Annotated in this window: 19 protein-coding genes; 8 read left to right on the top strand and 11 right to left on the bottom strand. The window is 56.0% G+C overall.

Features of this window, described 5'->3' with window-relative positions; all coding sequences use genetic code 11:
• Positions 1–74 precede the first annotated feature (74 nt).
• From B5F35_RS02085 to B5F35_RS02050, 8 genes are all read right to left on the bottom strand, one after another.
• On the bottom strand, positions 75–1,367 hold the full coding sequence (locus tag B5F35_RS02085) for a CdaR family protein (protein WP_087237605.1): 1,293 nt from the start codon (positions 1,365–1,367) through the stop codon (positions 75–77).
• Entirely contained in the window at positions 1,360–2,265 is a 906-nt protein-coding gene (gene cdaA / locus B5F35_RS02080) for a diadenylate cyclase CdaA (RefSeq protein WP_087237603.1), read from the bottom strand. Before cdaA ends, B5F35_RS02085 begins: the two co-directional genes overlap by 8 nt.
• A 180-nt stretch (positions 2,266–2,445) precedes the next feature.
• Complete coding sequence (locus B5F35_RS02075; RefSeq protein ID WP_087237601.1) at positions 2,446–3,615, bottom strand: aminotransferase class V-fold PLP-dependent enzyme; 1,170 nt, start codon at positions 3,613–3,615, stop codon at positions 2,446–2,448.
• The gene (locus tag B5F35_RS02070; protein WP_087237599.1) at positions 3,612–3,833 is read right to left on the bottom strand and encodes a putative Se/S carrier protein; all 222 of its coding nucleotides are present in this window, start codon (positions 3,831–3,833) and stop codon (positions 3,612–3,614) included. Before B5F35_RS02070 ends, B5F35_RS02075 begins: the two co-directional genes overlap by 4 nt.
• A gap of 112 nt (positions 3,834–3,945) precedes the next feature.
• Positions 3,946–4,422 carry a 2-C-methyl-D-erythritol 2,4-cyclodiphosphate synthase gene (ispF, locus tag B5F35_RS02065; protein ID WP_087237597.1) on the bottom strand — a complete coding sequence of 159 codons (477 nt, stop codon included), beginning with the start codon at positions 4,420–4,422 and terminating at the stop codon, positions 3,946–3,948.
• The gene (gene ispD / locus B5F35_RS02060; RefSeq protein ID WP_087237595.1) at positions 4,419–5,114 is read right to left on the bottom strand and encodes a 2-C-methyl-D-erythritol 4-phosphate cytidylyltransferase; all 696 of its coding nucleotides are present in this window, start codon (positions 5,112–5,114) and stop codon (positions 4,419–4,421) included. Before ispD ends, ispF begins: the two co-directional genes overlap by 4 nt.
• Before the next feature lie 12 nt (positions 5,115–5,126).
• A complete protein-coding gene (locus B5F35_RS02055; RefSeq protein WP_087237593.1) occupies positions 5,127–5,639 on the bottom strand; it encodes a hypothetical protein in 513 nt (170 codons plus the stop codon).
• 13 nt (positions 5,640–5,652) lie between these two features.
• Positions 5,653–6,441 carry an ADP-ribosylglycohydrolase family protein gene (locus tag B5F35_RS02050; protein WP_087237591.1) on the bottom strand — a complete coding sequence of 263 codons (789 nt, stop codon included), beginning with the start codon at positions 6,439–6,441 and terminating at the stop codon, positions 5,653–5,655.
• 196 nt (positions 6,442–6,637) lie between these two features.
• Between B5F35_RS02050 and B5F35_RS02045 the strand changes: the two genes are divergently transcribed.
• Together B5F35_RS02045 and B5F35_RS02040 are read left to right on the top strand one after the other, a co-directional pair.
• Positions 6,638–7,372 carry an ABC transporter ATP-binding protein gene (locus tag B5F35_RS02045; protein ID WP_087237589.1) on the top strand — a complete coding sequence of 245 codons (735 nt, stop codon included), beginning with the start codon at positions 6,638–6,640 and terminating at the stop codon, positions 7,370–7,372.
• Entirely contained in the window at positions 7,369–8,286 is a 918-nt protein-coding gene (locus tag B5F35_RS02040; RefSeq protein WP_087237587.1) for a SufB/SufD family protein, read from the top strand. Before B5F35_RS02045 ends, B5F35_RS02040 begins: the two co-directional genes overlap by 4 nt.
• A 101-nt stretch (positions 8,287–8,387) precedes the next feature.
• Here the strand turns inward: B5F35_RS02040 and tsf are convergent, their stop codons facing one another.
• The 3 genes from tsf to B5F35_RS02025 all read right to left on the bottom strand — a co-directional run bounded on the left by tsf (position 8,388) and on the right by B5F35_RS02025 (position 10,634).
• Positions 8,388–9,296 carry a translation elongation factor Ts gene (gene tsf / locus B5F35_RS02035; RefSeq protein ID WP_087237585.1) on the bottom strand — a complete coding sequence of 303 codons (909 nt, stop codon included), beginning with the start codon at positions 9,294–9,296 and terminating at the stop codon, positions 8,388–8,390.
• 88 nt (positions 9,297–9,384) lie between these two features.
• Positions 9,385–10,128, bottom strand: a complete 744-nt coding sequence (rpsB, locus tag B5F35_RS02030) for a 30S ribosomal protein S2 (protein WP_087237583.1) — start codon at positions 10,126–10,128, stop codon at positions 9,385–9,387.
• A gap of 212 nt (positions 10,129–10,340) precedes the next feature.
• Positions 10,341–10,634: a YlmC/YmxH family sporulation protein gene (locus tag B5F35_RS02025; RefSeq protein ID WP_087237847.1), complete on the bottom strand. Its 294-nt coding sequence runs from the start codon at positions 10,632–10,634 to the stop codon at positions 10,341–10,343.
• A gap of 143 nt (positions 10,635–10,777) precedes the next feature.
• Here B5F35_RS02025 and sigG point away from each other — a divergent pair, with 143 nt between their 5' ends.
• From sigG to groL, 6 genes are all read left to right on the top strand, one after another.
• A complete protein-coding gene (gene sigG / locus B5F35_RS02020) occupies positions 10,778–11,560 on the top strand; it encodes an RNA polymerase sporulation sigma factor SigG (RefSeq protein ID WP_087237581.1) in 783 nt (260 codons plus the stop codon).
• 191 nt (positions 11,561–11,751) lie between these two features.
• The gene (locus B5F35_RS02015) at positions 11,752–13,083 is read left to right on the top strand and encodes a CCA tRNA nucleotidyltransferase (RefSeq protein ID WP_087237579.1); all 1,332 of its coding nucleotides are present in this window, start codon (positions 11,752–11,754) and stop codon (positions 13,081–13,083) included.
• An 81-nt stretch (positions 13,084–13,164) separates the two neighbouring features.
• Positions 13,165–14,481: an alpha-amylase family glycosyl hydrolase gene (locus B5F35_RS02010; RefSeq protein WP_087237577.1), complete on the top strand. Its 1,317-nt coding sequence runs from the start codon at positions 13,165–13,167 to the stop codon at positions 14,479–14,481.
• A 137-nt stretch (positions 14,482–14,618) separates the two neighbouring features.
• Positions 14,619–15,146: an HD domain-containing protein gene (locus B5F35_RS02005; protein ID WP_242969361.1), complete on the top strand. Its 528-nt coding sequence runs from the start codon at positions 14,619–14,621 to the stop codon at positions 15,144–15,146.
• A gap of 279 nt (positions 15,147–15,425) precedes the next feature.
• Positions 15,426–15,710 (top strand): co-chaperone GroES, encoded by a 285-nt coding sequence (locus B5F35_RS02000; RefSeq protein WP_087237575.1) that lies wholly within the window; start codon positions 15,426–15,428, stop codon positions 15,708–15,710.
• A 48-nt stretch (positions 15,711–15,758) separates the two neighbouring features.
• Positions 15,759–17,387, top strand: a complete 1,629-nt coding sequence (gene groL / locus B5F35_RS01995) for a chaperonin GroEL (RefSeq protein WP_087237573.1) — start codon at positions 15,759–15,761, stop codon at positions 17,385–17,387.
• Positions 17,388–17,560 lie beyond the last annotated feature (173 nt).

The raw sequence follows: 17,560 nt of genomic DNA, 5'->3' as shown, positions 1-17,560 counted from the left end.
ATTCAAGATTTTTTTCTCCATAACGCCGGACGCGGCCGGGCTTTTCCTTGCCCGGCCGCGTCCAGCCATTGTTTTTACCGCTCTTTCACGGAAAGATTCACTTTATAGCTGCCATACGCCCAGCGCTTTGAGCTGCCGGAAATACTGACAGTCGCCGGCATTTCCGTATGGCCGGTAAAGCCGTTGTTCTGCGACATGTCAACCTGAACCACCAGATTGCTCTCCGTCAGGTTTGCCAGCTCCTCCTCCGGCCCTACCACCACAATATCCAGCGAGGAAGTCGTCACACTGGCTTCATACTCGTGCCCAAGGTTATTCACCTTGAAATTACGGGCTGTGATGGTTTTTGTGGTGTATCCGGACAGATTCAGGCGAACCGTTACCTGATTGATCTGCTGGAGATTTCGGAAGGATGAGGGCAGCGATACCGGGATATCAAACACATTCGTGCTGGGGCTGATTTGTGAAAAATCAATCGGATCCAACTGAATGCTCTTGTACGATTCAAAGTCCTCCGCTGTTCCTGCCAGCTCCACCGTACTTGGAGAGAGCGTTACAAACGAGGAATCCAATTTCAGACCGGATGGCGCGTTGGTAAAGTTTGCGGTAAACGGCACGGTCCTTCGCACCAGCACCGGAACCGTAATGTCCGCGGAATGAGCGCTCAGTGAAAGCTGGTCGTATTTATCTTTGCTCAGTGTATTGCCGTTTGCATCAAGTAAAATCAAATCCGCTGTGAAGCGCGCCGTCTGATCCAGCTCTCCCAGATCCTTTTCTCCGACCGTCACCGCCGATATGCTGTCCACCACCGATTTCGGCCCGGAGATCGTCACAGACTCCGGAGTGGCAGCCACACTTCCGACAAAGTGTCCCTCCGCAGCAGAAGCACTCACTCCACCCGTCCCGATCACAAAGGATTTTTCCTCGGAATAATCCAAAGTCAGCTGTACAATGGACGGCTCAATGCGATCAATCTCATAGTCTGTCACATATCCCTTTTTGGAGGAAGCAATCGTCGCCAGATATGTTTTCGCTCCCGACACCGTCTCTGTGATCTGCGTTTCCAGCCCGATATCATCGGCTGTGACATTATGGACCGAGAGGCTGTTTCCCTTGATATAGACCGTTACCTTGAGCGTCTGGGGACTGAAGCATTTCAGGCCGTCCGCCTGCGCCGCCTCCGGAATTTTAATCGTCACCGGAACATCGTAAATCGGTACGGGAAACTCTTCCGTGTTTGTAAAAGCCATGGAAAACCAGAGAACCAGCGCCGACAGAAGCGAAAACACAGCGACAAACTTGTTGTTGTAAAAGAGAGCACCAATGGAAAAGCGTTTCTTTTCCGGAGCCTTTTTCTTGTCACTCATGCTTTTTCCCCCTTCTGAGCGAAGGGATCCGGCGCTGGGGATGCTCCGGCTCTTCCTTGAGCAGGAAGCCTTCCAGCGCAGCTTTCAGGGTATCCCTTGTGTAATTGCGCGTCAGCACACCGTTGCAGGCAATCGAAATCTGGCCTGTTTCCTCGGAAACCACCACCACAACGGCATCCGAATTTTCACTCATACCGATGGCGGCGCGATGGCGTGTCCCCAGATCGATACTCACATTATCGCTTTTTGTCAGCGGCAGAATGCACCCGGCGGCGTATACCATGCCGTCGCGCAGAACCATCGCTCCATCATGCAGCGGCGCTTTGTTGAAGAAAATATTGCCGATAATCGGCGGCGATGGAATCGCATCCACCACTGTGCCGGTATCGATGATATCTCCCAGCTTGGTTTGGCGTTCAAAAACCATCAAAGCTCCCGTGCGCGATTTCTGAAGGCTGGCCGCGGCGTCAGACACCGCGACAATGCATTTGCGCTTCTGGGCCTCCAGAGCCTCCTCTTCCTTTGAGCTGAGCAGTCCCAGATTCCGTCCCAGATTGCTGCGCCCCATCTGCTCCAAGGCCCGGCGCACCTCCGGCTGAAAGACGATCAGCAGCGCGATCACGCTGAAATTGAAAAAGTAATTCAGAATGCTCTGCATCATGCGAAGCTGGAGCACATTGGCCACCAGCCACACGCCCAGCAAAAGAAAAATACCCTTGACAAGCTGTTCGGCACGTGTCTCCCGCACCAGCTTGATAAAGCTGAAAATGATGAAGGAGATCAACAAAACGTCCAGCATGGAAGAGATTGTAAAAGAGGAGACGAGGCTGACAAACTGACTCCACAAATTGGAGAGGAACCCGGTGCACTGCGCCCAGAATTCCGCCAACAGCTCCATGTGCTCTCATCCTTCCCGTTGCTTACTCAATCCCGCTGCCGCGCCCAAGAGCGGACAGCCGCAGCATTTTCTGCCGCATCTGCGCAGGGCGTCCCCCACACGGCGTTCCGCACCGGCGGAACGTCTCCCGGACGGGAACGCCCATATCACAGACTTATTTTACCATATCCCGGAACGGATTCAAAGCTTTTCTTTATGAACGGCCTGTGAATTCCTCAAAACACGCTGCAGTGCCGTTACAAACCCCTGAACATCCCGGCCGCTTGTAAACGCGGACGGGCAGACCCGCACCGCACCGGTTTCCAGCGTTCCCATAAACGAGTGGGCAGCCGGGGCGCAATGCAGCCCTGCCCGCACCGCGACTCCCTGCTGCGCCAGAGCCGCCGCGGTATCCTCACTGGGAAAGCCGCGCACCCGGAAGGAAAAGACAGGAGCAAATGCAGCCCCGTCCGGTTCACCGGTAAAAAGCTCCACACTGTCCAAATGGCGAAGCGCGCGGTAAATGGCACGTGTCACCTCCAGCTCATGGCGCAGGATCCGATCCGTCCCCTTCTCCCGTACAAAAGCAAGCCCGGCGCGCAGGCCCGCAATACCGGGCACATTGACCGTACCGCTCTCCATCCGCTCCGGCATCTCCTCCGGCTGGGAAAGCGAGAGGGAGTTTGTTCCCGTCCCTCCCTCCAGAATGGTGTCCAGCCCGCTTCCGCAGGCGGTAATCAAAAGCCCCGTTCCCATCGGGCCATACAAGCCCTTGTGCGGGGCGGCGCACACATAGTCGATCCCGTCCTCCTCCAGAAACACCGGGAAGATTCCCGCCGACTGCGCAGCGTCCACACACACGGGAATGCCGTACTGGTGGGCCATCGCCGTAATGCGGCCGATCGGCAGACGGATTCCCCACACGTTGGAAACATGTGTGCAGACAATCAGCCGTGTTTCCTCCCGCAAAGCATGGCGGAACGCATCGACAGTGGCGTCATTATCCCCCGGCGTCACGTGCACAGACGTCACCGTCACGCCCTGCCCCTCCAGCTTGTGCAGGGGCCGCATCACGGCGTTATGCTCCAGGCAGGAGACCACCACGTGGTCGCCCGGCTTGAGAAGCCCTTTCAGAACCGCGTTCAGCGCGTGTGTGCAGTTCATCGTGAATGCCACACACTCAGGACCCGGCGCATGAAAAAAATCGGACACGGCTGCGCGCGTCCGGTAAATCTCTTCCGCGGTAGCCATACTCATGGCGTGGCCGCCCCGCCCAGGGTTCGCCCCAAAACGGTAGATGGCCGAAGCCACCGCGTTCTGAACCTGCGGCGGCTTGGGATACGTCGTCGCGGCATTATCCAAATAAATCATCGTGTGCCGTCCTTCCCGCCGGGAAAAGCGAAGCCGGCCCCGCGCAGCAGGGAAAGCGCCTCCTCCGCACGGCTGGGGACAAACACGCCGTAGCCGCATCCCACGCCGGGAATATGCGGCACCCGCTCTACATAAGCCTCGATCCCATGCCTGCGCAGCAAATCGCGCGCCCGCATGGCACGTGTGATCGAGCTTACCGTAAGCAAAGGTTTTCCCATGTCGATCACCCTTTTCGTGATTTGCCCTCCCCCGCCCTGCCGAACAGCTTCTGTTCCGGGCAAAAGGAAGGCTTTTACAGAATATGAAAAGGGCGTAGGGATAGTGCGGCCGTTATCCCGCCGGTTCCAGCAGGCAGACCGCGTGGGCGGCTATCCCTTCCCCGGATCCGGTGAAGCCAAGCCCTTCCTCCGTGGTAGCCTTCACGCTGATCTGCGAAACCGGCACGCCGCAGGCTGCGGCAAGCCGCTCCCGCATCTGAGAAAGATGGGGAGCCAGCTTCGGCGCCTGCGCCAGAACCGTTGTATCCAAATTGCCGACACGCCAGCCCTCGCGGGCGAGAAGCTCTCTCACACGGCACAAAAGATCGATGCTGTCTGCGCCCTGGTAAGCCGAATCGCTGTCTGGGAACCATTTGCCGATATCTCCCAGCGCCGCGGCTCCCAAAAGGGAGTCCATCACGGCGTGAGTCAGCACATCCGCATCTGAATGGCCAAGCAGGCCCTTTTCATATGGAATCTCCACCCCGCCCAAAATCAGCTTGCGCCCCTCCACCAGACGGTGAACGTCGTATCCATGCCCAATTCTCACAGCCGCTTCCCCCTTTTTCTCAAAATGGCCTCGGCCATCAGCCGATCCTCCGGCGTTGTCAGCTTGAGATTTTCATAACTGCCTTCACACAGGCGCACCGGCAGTCCGGCGTGCTCCCAAAGCTGGCAATCGTCGGTATAATATCGTTCTTCCGCCACGGCCTGTTCCATTTCCCCCAAAAAACGGGCAAACGGGAACACCTGGGGCGTCTGCACCGCCCGCAAGGTTTCGCGTGCCGGTGTGGAAACCACAATCCCTTCCGCGTCCACCTCTTTGATGGTGTCTTTCACACAAACCGCGAGAGCTGTCCCCATTTCAGGGCCAGCCGCGTTTATCACCATATCAATCTCCTCCGGCGTCACCAAAAACCGCGCGCCGTCATGCACCGCCACATATTCCGCATCAGACGGCACAGCAAGCAGGCCATGATACACGGAAAGCTGGCGCTCCCTGCCTCCTGCCGCAAAGAAAACAGGCTTGGAGATGCCATAGCGGGCGACCATATCCTCCATGGCCGCTTTGTCCTCCTCCCGGATGACCAGCACGATGGAAGAAACCGACCCGGCTTCCTCAAAGGCGCGCAGCGTCCAGGCAATGACGGGAACTCCTTCGAGAACAAGAGTCTGTTTGGGGCATCCCATGCGTGTCGATCCCCCCGCCGCCACAATCACAGCACAGCAGCTTCGCTCCATACAGCTCCCCCTTTACTTGACCGAAAGCTTTTTATACTTGACCAGCCATTCCGGCTGAATCTCCTCCAATACCGCCTGCGGCACCTTATATTGAGACAGCGGCTTTTGTACCTTCAGCGACTCAATGGACCGCTGAAGCTGGCGGGTATCAATATCCGATCGGGCCTGAAGCGCGCCGATTCCGGTATAATCCGACTTTAAGCTTTTCATGACATAGAGCAGATCCGCCCAGTCGCTGAATTCCGTCAGCCGCACCTTTTCTTTCGGGACGCGCAGGGTAAGCAGGACACTGCTCGAAACACGGCCGTCCGCGCAGGAGGGCTTGCCCATCACACAGGCAAAAATCGGGCAGACACAGTCCAGCCCGAGAATATCAATCAGCGCCTGATACCCCTTGGCAAAGGTAATGCTTTTGTAAGCCCGGTACACCTGATTGGCGAGCAGGATATCAAGTACCTGCGTAGACTGATAGGAGGTGAGATTATAGCACCCATCCTCTTCACTTTTTTCAAACAAACGAAACACGAAAGTTCCTCCTTTAATTCATCGTAGCCCAGTTAAACAGCGTCATATCACACCGGCCGGAGGAATCCGGAATGGCAAGATATTTGCGGATCAGCTCCAAATCATTCTGTCCCGTGCCGTGATAGTAGGCCTCCGCGATACTGCCCGCAATGCAGCCGACCGTATCGGTATCACATTTCACACTGTACACGTTGCGCATACAGCTTTCCCAGGAATGGCTTTCCAGAAAACAGCGGATCGCCAGCGGGACGGACACCTGGCAGCTCATATCCACCTTGGAAAACGGGCGCTGCAAAAGCAGCGGCTTTCCCAAATCATAGCCGTAATTTTTTTCAATATATCGTTTAATCTCCCGTTTTGAGTTTTCCGTCCTCGCCAGATAAACGCAGACAGCCGTTGCCTCCGCGCCTTTAATCCCTTCCGGGTGGCTGTGTGTACACAAAGCGCTTTTCTGCGCATTCTCCCGCACACGCTCCAGTGTCGGGAAATACTCTCCGATAAAGCTCACCCGCATTGCGGAGCCGTTTCCATAGCTGCGGTAAGCGGCGCAGCCGCCCTCCTCCAGCCAGCGCTTGAACATGGTCCCATATCCCACAAGAGGATATTTCCGTCCAAACTGAAGATATGCCCCCCGATATGAGGTGCCGTTGAGCACCGCGTATTTGGTGGCCACCGTCATCACGGTGTCATCGGTAAAAAAACAGTTGTCTGTAAAAAAGGGTTCCTTTTTGTAATTGAACTTTTCCGGCCGGCTGAATTCAAAGCGGGAACCGGCAATATCACCCAAAATCGCGCCGAACATGGTGAATCCCCCTTTTCTTCTTCTCTGGAATCTTACTATACTATACTTTTCACCTTTTTTCCAGTTTTTATCTTTCTTTTGCTTGCATTTTTTCCACTAAAAATGTGGAAATTTATAGCTGGATTCTTGACAAGGAGGAAAAAGTACCCTAGCATAAAGAAGGAGGGCAGACAGCCCTCTGGAAAGGATAAATGACATGGAACTTTTAAAGCTGGAACACCTCGCCTGGGATCTGCCCGACGGGGCGGGAATCATAAAGGACATCGATCTCTCCGTGCAGGACGGCAGGCTGATTGTAGTCACCGGCCCGAACGGCGGAGGAAAAACCACGCTGGCCAAGCTGATCGCCGGAATCGAAAAGCCTTCCTCCGGCCATCTGTTCTTTGACGGCCGGGAAATCACCGACATGGATATCACGGAGCGGGCAAAGCTGGGAATTGCCTATGCTTTCCAGCAGCCGGTCCGCTTCAAAGGGCTGACCGTCCGCGACATGCTCGAACTTGCCTCCGGCCGGGAGCTGGATGACGCCCATCTGTGCGACCTTCTCGGAAAAGTCGGCCTGTGCGCCAACGAGTATGTGGATCGCGAGCTCAACGCAAGCTTATCCGGCGGAGAGATCAAGCGCATCGAGATCGCTTCCGTGCTGGCACGCCGCGCCAGACTCTCCATTTTCGATGAGCCTGAAGCCGGAATCGACCTGTGGAGCTTTGCCCGTCTGGTCGAAACCTTTGAGGAGGTCCGCCGCCAGAAAGCAGGCACCCTGCTGATCATTTCCCATCAGGAGCGGATCCTGAGCATTGCGGATGATATTATTGTAATCGCGGACGGCTATGTGCGTTCCGCCGGCCCCAGAGAAGAAATTCTTCCCACCCTGCTGGCCGACGAGAAATCACCCCGCTGCCCGCTTGGAAAGGAGAGTGCGCGCGTATGAACAAAATCACAGAATCCCTGCTTCGCGCCGTTTCCGAATTCGGCGGCTCCTTTCAGGGCGCCTACAATGTGCGCGAGGACGGTGAGTGTGCCGGCCGCCAGTCAAGTGAGCATATCAAAATCGAGTCCAAAAAGGAAGGCCCCGGCCTTGTGATCCATGTGCTGCCCGGCACAAAAGGGGAAACGGTCTACATCCCGGCCTGCGTCACCCACGGCGGCATTGACGATCTGGTTTACAACGACTTCTATATCGGAGAAGGCGCGGATGTCCTGGTTATCGCGGGCTGCGGCGTGCACAACGAGGAAAACACGGAGGCCCGCCACAACGGCATCCATCGTTTCTTTCTGGAAAAAGGCGCGCGCGTTGTCTACCGGGAAAAGCATCTCGGTACCGGCAAAGGCGCGGGCGCACGCCGGATCGATCCGGTGACGGACATTACCATGGCGGAAAATTCCTACCTGGAAATGGACACCGTACAGCTCGGCGGAGTGGACAGCACCATGCGCAAAACAACCGCCGTACTGGCCGCCGGAGCACGCCTTGTTGTGCGTGAACGTCTGATGACCACTGGCAGCGAATGGGCCAGAAGCGACTTCGACGTCACGCTGGAGGGCGAGGATTCCGGTGTGGATCTGATCTCCCGTTCCGTGGCGCGCGGCAATTCCCGGCAGGAATTCAATTCCTGCCTGCGCGGCAAAAACCGGTGCAGCGGCCACTCGGAATGCGACGCTATTCTGGCGGAATCGGGAAGTGTCATTGCCTCCCCGTCACTGGAAGCCGCCCACGTTGACGCTGCCCTCATCCACGAGGCTGCTATCGGCAAAATCGCCGGCGAACAGATCCTCAAACTGCGCACACTTGGTCTGACACAGCAGGAAGCAGAGGAACGCATCATCCAAGGATTCTTGCGATAACAAAATAGCAAAGTAAAAAAGAACCGGCGGGAAAAATTTTCCCGCCGGTTCTTCTGTTTAGGCAAATCCTCCGGCGCAAACGCGCCCCTGAGAATTTTCTTTTATTTCACCATGCTGGCAACTTCGTCAGCGAAGTTGTCCTCACGCTTCTCAAGACCCTCGCCCTTCTCAAAGCGGACATACTCGGCGATCTGGATGGAACCGCCCAGCTCCTTGGCGACGGAATCCGTGTACTGCTGGATGGAGAGCTTGCTGTCCTTGACATACTCCTGCTCCACCAGGCAGACTTCCTTGAAATACTTCTTGATCTTGCCGTCGACCATCTTCTCGATGACGTTGGCGGGCTTGCCGCTGGTGGAAGCCTGCTCGGTCGCGATCTTGCGCTCGTGCTCGATCACGTCGGCCGGAACCACGCTGCTGTTGAGGTAGAGCGGGTTGACAGCGGCGATCTGCATCGCGATGTTCTTCGCATACTCCTGGAATTCAGCCTTCGCGGCAATCTCCGCGGAGGTGTCGAAGCGCACCAGAACGGCAATCTTGCCGCCCATGTGGATATAGGCGGTGACAGCGCCCTCATAGCGCTGGAAGCGGCGGATCTTGATGTTCTCACCGATGGTCAGAACCTTCTCCTTGCGCAGATCCTCCACGCTGACGGACTGGCCGGCAGCCTGAGCCGCGAGAAGCGCGTCCATATCAGCCGGGTTCACAGAGGCAACCGTCTCCGCAACCGTCTTGACAAAAGCCTGGAAATCAGCGTTCTTGGCCACGAAGTCGGTCTCCGCGTTCACCTCAATGGCAACGCCCACGTTTCCGTCAACATAAGCATAAGCCATACCCTCGGCAGCGATGCGGCCAGCCTTCTTGGTAGCGGCAGCAAGGCCCTTTTCGCGCAGATAGTCCACTGCGGCGTCCATGTCGCCGTTGGAAGCGGTCAGTGCCTTTTTGCAATCCATCATGCCGCAGCCGGTCTTCTCACGCAGGGCCGCGACGTCCTTTGCTGTAAATGCCATGTTAATTCCTCCAATTTATCAGTCTATAACCAAGCACAGCACGCCAGGGATGCTGGCGTGCCGTGCCGTACCTTCGTTTTGGTTGCGCTTATTCGGCGGCAGCCTCGTCGGTCTCATTCTCCTTGGCCTCCGCCTCAGCGGCGCCCATCTGGCCTTCCTTGCCCTCGACAATTGCGTTGGCAATCGTGCCGGAGATCAGCTTGACAGCGCGGATAGCGTCGTCGTTGCCCGGGATAACATAATCGATCTCGTCCGGATCGCAGTTGGTGTCGACGATAGCGACGATCGGGATACCCAGCTTCTTGGCCTCAGCCACAGCGATGCGCTCCTTGCGGGGATCCACGATGAACAGAGCGCCGGGGAGCTGCTTCATCTCCTTGATGCCGCCCAGGAACTTCTCGAGCTTCTCAATCTCAAGGTTCAGCTTGACGACTTCCTTCTTCGGGAGCATATCAAACGTGCCGTCGGACTCCATGGTCTTGAGCTGGTTCAGACGGTCGATGCGGCGGCGGATGGTGCGGAAGTTGGTGAGCATACCGCCGAGCCAGCGGGCGTTCACATAGTAGGCACCGGCGCGCTGCGCCTCGTCACGAACGGAATCCTGAGCCTGCTTCTTCGTGCCGACAAACAGGACGCTCTTGCCCTCCATGGAGAGCTGACGCACAAAATTGTAAGCGTCTTCGAGCTTGCGCACGGTCTTCTGCAGATCGATGATGTAGATACCGTTGCGCTCGGTGAAGATGTACTCCGCCATCTTCGGGTTCCATCTTCTGGTCTGGTGGCCGAAATGGACGCCGGCTTCCAGAAGCTGCTTCATAGATACTACTGCCATTTTTTATTCCTCCTTGGTTGTTCCTCCGCCGCTCCTCCTGTTGGCGCAGAACCCTTGCGGGCACCGGTTCGCCGGGGTCGGCGTGTGTTTTGCGCGAACTATTATAGCATAAAGGTTTTGGGATTGCAAGAAACAAACTACCCTATTTTGCTCAAATTTCCCCTTTTTTTCCGTCAGACGTCACAAGAGACGGCGCGAATCTCTTCTGTTGTCTACTCGTCTCCGAACAAAATGGACAACAGACCCCTTTTGCGCCGGACACGAACTCTTTCCTGATAATTGACCAGGATCGTATCCTCACCCACCACCTGGATATCCGGCCAGCGGATCACGATGTCCTCCTCCCGTCCCAGCAGGCCGAACAGCTTTGGCCTGCCGTACACCACGATTGACGTCAGACGGGCGCTTTCGATGTCCATTTCCGCATCGCAGACCGATCCGATTCTTGTCCCGTCCTTCACACTGATCACTTCCTTGCGGCGCAGCTCCGCGATTCTGCATGTCATACAGCCTTCCTCCTTTTCCTCCATACTCTTTTCCTTAATATATTCATCCGCCCGCGCTTTTTTGCCTGCTTCTAATTTTTTCCCTTTTTGTATGCGGCCGGAAAAAAGCGGCAATACTGAAAAGGAAGAAGGGGGAAACGGCCATGTATAATAAAGTGGAAATCTGCGGGGTCAACACCTCCCGTCTCAAAGTGCTGACGGAGGCGGAAAAAAGAACCCTGCTGCAAAAAATCCGTCACGGAACGCCGGCTGAACGTGAGCAGGCCCGTGAGGAAATGATTAACGGCAACCTCAAGCTGGTGCTGAGTGTGATCCAGCGCTTTACCAACCGGGGCGAAAACCTCGACGATCTGTTCCAGGTAGGCTGTATCGGCCTGATGAAGGCCATCGATAACTTCAATCCGGATTTGCAGGTGAAATTTTCCACCTACGGCGTTCCCATGATCATCGGGGAAATCCGGCGCTACCTGCGGGACAACAACAGCATCCGCGTCAGCCGTTCCCTGCGCGATACGGCCTATAAAGCGATGCAGGTCAAGGAGAAGCTGCAATCACGTGACAACCGGGAGCCTACGATCGAACAGATCGCCAAGGAGCTGGATCTGCCTCGTGAGGACGTGGTGCTCGCTCTGGAATCCATTGTTGAGCCTGTTTCCCTTTATGAACCTGTATTCAACGACGGCGGCGATACCATTTATGTGATGGATCAGGTGGGAGACAACCGCGGAGGTGACAGCGACTGGCTGGAGGAGATCGCTCTGCGGGAAGCGATTAACGATCTCAACGATCGGGAAAAGAAAATTCTGACCATGCGCTTTTTCCAGGGAAAAACGCAGATGGAGGTTGCTTCGGAAATCCACATCAGCCAGGCGCAGGTGTCGCGTTTGGAAAAAGGTGCGCTGGAAAAAATCAAACGGGAGCTGTGAAACAAAAGAAGCCCTTGCACTTTTCTGTATAATCCGATATACTGAGAAAGGTTTGTTGGTTATTTTTTCCTTTCTCCCCGCTGATATTCCTCTTTTTTCTGATAATTTTAGCAATCCTGTCGGAAAATCACGCGGTGAAAGGAGGTAAGGAAGCAGCCGGCTGTCATTCCAGATCAAGGAGGTGGAGACAGATGGAGCTACAGATCCCGGCACAAGCTGAAGAAGCGCTGCAAACACTGCAGCGCGCAGGCTTTGAAGCATATCTAGTGGGTGGGTGTGTGCGCGACAGCCTTCTGGGGCTTACCCCGCACGACTGGGATATTACCACCTCCGCCCTGCCGGAGGAGACCGCCCGTCTCTTTTCTTCTCTCCCCCTCGTCCGCCAGGGAGAAAAACACGGGACCATTCTGGTCCTCTTTCCCGGCCTTCCGCTGGAAATCACCACCTTCCGGGTGGATGGCCCATACGCCGACCACCGCCGGCCGGAAGCTGTACACTTCTCCAGAAGCCTGCGGGAAGATTTGGCAAGACGCGATTTTACCATCAACGCGATGGCATGGAACCGGGAATTAATTGATCTTTTTGATGGTGAGCGCGATCTGTCTCTGCGCCGGATCCGCTGTGTGGGGCCGCCTAAGGATCGATTCGAGGAGGACAGCCTGCGGATTCTGCGGGCGCTTCGCTTTGCCTCCTGCCTCTCTTTTTCTCTTGAGGAAGCAACCGCCGCCGCTGTTCTGGAGTGCCGCGATCTGCTTGGAAACATTGCAGCGGAACGAATCGGAGAGGAATTTATCCGGCTGCTCTGCGGCAGAGACGCTCCGGACATTCTTCGCCGGTACCGTCCGGTGTTTGAAGTCTTTCTGCCGGAGCTCGCCCCATTGGCCGGGCTGGATCAGCACAGTCCATACCATCAATACGACGTCTGGGAGCATACGCTTCACGCTCTGGAACATACAGCGAACGATCCTGAGCTGCGGCTGGCCGTTCTGCTGCACGATATCGGGAAACCTTTGTGCAAAAGTGTTGATGCCAACGGCGGCTGCCATTTTCGGGGCCATCAGGAAGCGGGGGCCGCGATTGCGAAGCGCGTCTGCGAGCGCCTGCGCCTGAGCCGTCAGACGACGGAGCATGTATCATCTCTGGTGCGCTATCATGATTTTTCCGTTGCCTGCGGGGAAGCCAATGTCCGCCGCTGGCTCAACCGGCTGGGCGTACCGCTTTACCGAAAGCTGCTGGATGTCAACCGCGCGGACACGCTGGCGCACGCCTCCCCCGCCTTCCGCCGTCTCCCCATTCTGGATCAGGCGGAGGAGGATCTGGAACGCATCGAACGCGAAGGGCAGTGCTGGTCCCTCGACCAGCTGGCCGTCAACGGACGCGATCTTGCCGCCTACGCGCAGGGCCCCGCTTTGGGGAAGCTGCTGCACCGCCTGCTTGACGCGGTGATTGACGGAGATTGCCCCAACGACCATGATGCGCTGATAGCTCTCGCCGTCCGGCTTGCTTCTCAACTGTCCGGCTGAGCATCCGGCACAGGCCGTGCAAACGCAAGGTTTTTTGCCGCCGGATTTTTATATACCAAATTTTGGAGGAGGAACTTATCCATGTGGGCATATGAAAGCAATTTTTATCAGATTTATCCGCTTGGCTTCTGCGGCGCGCCGAAAGACAACGATGGCAGCTCCGCACCGGCAGAGCCTGGTCTTTCACGTTTTGCGGAGTGGATCCCGCACCTGCTCAATCTGGGTATGAACGCGGTTTATTTCTGCCCCATCTTCGAGAGCGATCGCCATGGCTACGATACGCGCGATTACCGCGTAATCGACCGCCGCCTGGGCACCAACGAAAGCTTTGCCGCCCTGTGCGCCAAGCTGCATAAGAACGGCATCCGCGTTGTGCTCGACGGCGTGTTCAACCATGTGGGGCGCGGCTTCTGGGCCTTCCAGGATGTGCTGAAAAACCGGGAATCCTCCCCCTACCGGGACTGGTTCCATATCAACTTCGGCGGGAACAACGGCTATAATGACGGCCTTTGGTACGAGGGCTGGGAAGGACATTTTGAGCTTGTCAAGCTGAACCTGAACAATGAGGATGTGGTGCGCCACATTTTCTCCTGCATTGAAGGCTGGGTGCGTGAATTTGACATTGACGGCCTGCGTCTCGATGTGGCCTACTGCCTCGATCGCGGTTTCCTTTCCCGCCTGCGCTCCTTCTGCGACGGCCTGAAAAAGGATTTCTTCCTGGTGGGAGAAATGATTGGCGGCGATTACAACCAGATTATGAACGACGGCATGTGCCACAGCGCTACAAACTACGAATGCCGCAAGGGCCTGTATTCCAGCCTGAACTCGATGAACCTGTTTGAAATCGGCCATTCGCTTCAGCGTCAGTTTGGAAAGGAGCAATGGTGCCTCTATCGCGGCAAGCATCTTCTGAGCTTTGTTGACAACCACGACGTGACCCGCGCGGCCACCATTCTGACACAGAAAGAGCACCTTCCTCCCCTTTATGCGCTGCTGTTCGGCATGCCCGGGATTCCCTGCGTCTACTACGGCAGCGAGTGGGGCGCTCAGGGCCGCAAGGAGGATGGCGACGACGCGCTGCGCCCCTGCTTTGACGCTCCGCAGGAAAATGAACTGACAGAATGGATCGGCAAGCTTGCCGGAGCACGGACCGGCAGCAAAGCTTTGTGCAACGGTGATTTCACCATCCTCGTTATGACAAACCGCCAGCTGATCTTTGAGCGCTCCTGCGACGGCGAGCGCGTTCTGGTGGCGGTGAACGCGGACAGTGCGCCATATACAGCGCACTTTAACGCAAACGCCGGACGCGCGGTCGACCTCATTTCCGGCAAAGCGCATGATTTTGGCGGCGGAAGCGAGCTGCCGCCCTACAGCGCCTATTTCTGGCTGACGGAATAAGGCGCTTTCTGTCAGGAATTTCCGCCGCCTTTCTCTCCTGTTATTCACGAATTATTCACAATTCGGTGATAGGATAGAAATAGTCCGGAGGAAAGTATCTTCCGGAATTCTGATGAAAAGGAGAGAAGCTGCGATCCATGCTTCCATTAAAGCAATCCGATGAATTTTTCGCCTGCATCTCCGACCTGATTGGTACACCCGAGGTGTTATCCATGGACAGTGTGCCGCAGCATGTCGAAGATATCAGCTGCCTGTTCCATTCCATCTTTGTCGCATATCTGAGCTTTCGGATGTGCCGCTTTTTCCACCTGGATTTTACGGCGGCGGCACGCGGCGGCCTGCTTCACGATCTGTTCCTGTATGACTGGCGTGTAAAGGGAAGCCACAGCGGCCTGCACGGCTTCACCCACCCGCAGGCGGCTCTGCGCAACGCTTCCCAGCTGTGTGAGCTCAGCGACATGGAAAAGGATATTATCGCCAAGCACATGTGGCCGCTCACGCTTCGCAGCTATCCCCGCTACCGGGAATCGCTTGTGGTCAGCACCGCAGACAAAATCTGTGCCGTGGCGGAATTTTTCCACCTCTATCACGCCATGCATATGGAATCCCGTCTAAGCCGGGCGGTGCACCTGTTCCGGCCCGGTTCTGAACTGCGTGAGGGCTGAAAATCTTTCGTTAGGTAAGGATCCGTTCCCTTGTGAGGGAGCGGATCCTTTTTGTTTTCTCCTTGACTTCCCTTTCCTGGCGCTGTTTCCGCCGCAGGCTTTTTCGTTTCGCCGGTATCCTGGCGATTTGTAAATATTTTGTGAAATCAGAAGAATTCTTCAAAAACCTCTTGATTTTTGCGCGGACAGTGGCTAAAATAGTCTTAGCACTCAGAAAGAAAGAGTGCTAACTGATAAAGTAAATTCTCAACTGTTATATTTCTAAGGAGGAATCTTGAAATGACGGTTAAACCTTTGAGCGACAGAGTTCTGATCAAGATGGAGGAAGCTGAGGAGACCACCAAGAGCGGCATCGTGCTGGCCGGCTCCGCAAAAGAGAAGCCCCAGATTGCCGACGTTATCGCGGTTGGCCCCGGCGGCGTTGTGGACGGCAAGGAAGTCGTGATGAACGTGAAGGTCGGCGATCGTGTGATCACCAGCAAATATTCCGGCACCGAGGTCAAGATCGACGGCGAGGAATACACCATCGTTCGCCAGAGCGATATTCTCGCGGTTGTGGAATAAACCACACTGGTAAACAACGATTATCATCTGTAATTGGAGGAATGTATCATGGCTAAGCAGATTATCTATGGCGAGGACGCCAGAAAGGCTCTTATGAGCGGCGTGAACCAGCTCGCTGATACCGTTAAAATCACCCTGGGCCCCAAGGGCCGCAACGTTGTGCTGGACAAGAAGTTCGGCGCTCCGCTCATCACGAACGACGGTGTGACCATTGCCAAGGAAATCGAGCTCGACGATCCCTTTGAGAACATGGGCGCGCAGCTCGTCAAAGAGGTTTCCGTCAAGACGAACGACGTCGCAGGCGACGGCACCACGACCGCTACCCTGCTGGCTCAGGCCATCGTCCGTGAGGGCATGAAGAACGTCACCGCTGGTGCGAACCCGATGGTCGTCCGTCAGGGCATCCAGAAGGCTGTTGACGCTTCCGTCAAGGCTCTGCATGACCACTCCAAGAAGGTTACCTGCTCCGAGGATATCGCCCGCGTTGCGACTGTTTCCGCTTCCAACGAGGAGATCGGCAAGCTGATCGCTGAGGCGATGGAGAAGGTTACCGCTGACGGCGTCATCACCGTTGAGGAGAGCAAGACCTCCGAGACATACTCCGAGGTTGTCGAAGGCATGATGTTCGACCGCGGCTATATCAGCCCCTACATGGCGACCGACACCGACAAGATGGAAGCTGTCATGGACGACGCTTACATCCTGATCACCGATAAGAAGATTTCCAATATCCAGGAGATCCTGCCGCTGCTGGAGAAGATTGTCCAGTCCGGCAAGAAGCTCGTCATCATTGCTGAGGATGTTGAGGGCGAGGCTCTGACCACCCTGATTCTGAACAAGCTGCGCGGCACCTTCAACTGCGTTGCCGTCAAGGCTCCCGGTTTCGGCGATCGCCGCAAGGAGATGCTTCAGGATATCGCTGTTCTGACTGGCGGCCAGGTAATCTCCTCTGACCTCGGCCTTGAGCTGAAGGACACCGACATGAGCCAGCTGGGCCATGCCCGTCAGGTGAAGGTGGACAAGGAGAACACCATCATTGTCGGCGGTTACGGCGACAGCGAGGAGATCAAGTCCCGCGTCGGCCAGATCCGCAACCAGATTGAGACCACTACCTCCGATTTCGACCGCGAGAAGCTCCAGGAGCGTCTTGCAAAGCTGGCCGGCGGTGTTGCCGTCATTAAGGTTGGCGCTGCTACCGAGGTCGAGATGAAGGAAAAGAAGCTGCGCATTGAGGACGCTCTGGCTGCCACGAAGGCTGCTGTCGAAGAGGGCATTGTTCCCGGCGGCGGCGTCGCGCTCATCAACACCCTGCCTGAGGTGGAGAAGCTGCTGAGCAGCGTCGAGGGCGACGAAAAGACCGGCGTGCAGATCGTGCTCAAGGCTCTGGAGGAGCCCATCCGCCAGATCGCCGCGAACGCGGGCGTCGAAGGCTCCGTTATCGTGGAGAACATCAAGAATGCGGATAAGCTTGGCTATGGCTACAACGCTTTGACCAAGGAGTATGGCGATATGATTTCCTTCGGTGTTGTGGACCCGACGAAGGTAACCCGTTCCGCTCTGCAGAACGCTGCTTCCGTTGCTCAGATGGTTCTGACCACCGAGAGCCTTGTCGCTGACAAGAAGGAGCCCACTCCTCCGGCTGCTCCGGCTGCTCCGGACATGGGCGGCATGTACTAAGCGAAAAGCTTGGAACAAGCAATAAAATAAGATAAAAAGGACCGATACTTGTGAAAGTATCGGTCCTCAGCCTGTCGAAAAAGGTCACCGATTGGTGGCCTTTTTCTCGTATAAAGGGAGAAAATGCGGTATAATGAGTTTGGGGTGATAAAAATGCTGGTAAAGAATGCAGA

The sequence above is a fragment of the Anaeromassilibacillus sp. An200 genome (assembly GCF_002160025.1).
GTDB classification, from domain to species: domain Bacteria; phylum Bacillota; class Clostridia; order Oscillospirales; family Acutalibacteraceae; genus Caccousia; species Caccousia stercoris.
This window is presented reverse-complemented; position numbering and strand designations above follow the sequence as displayed.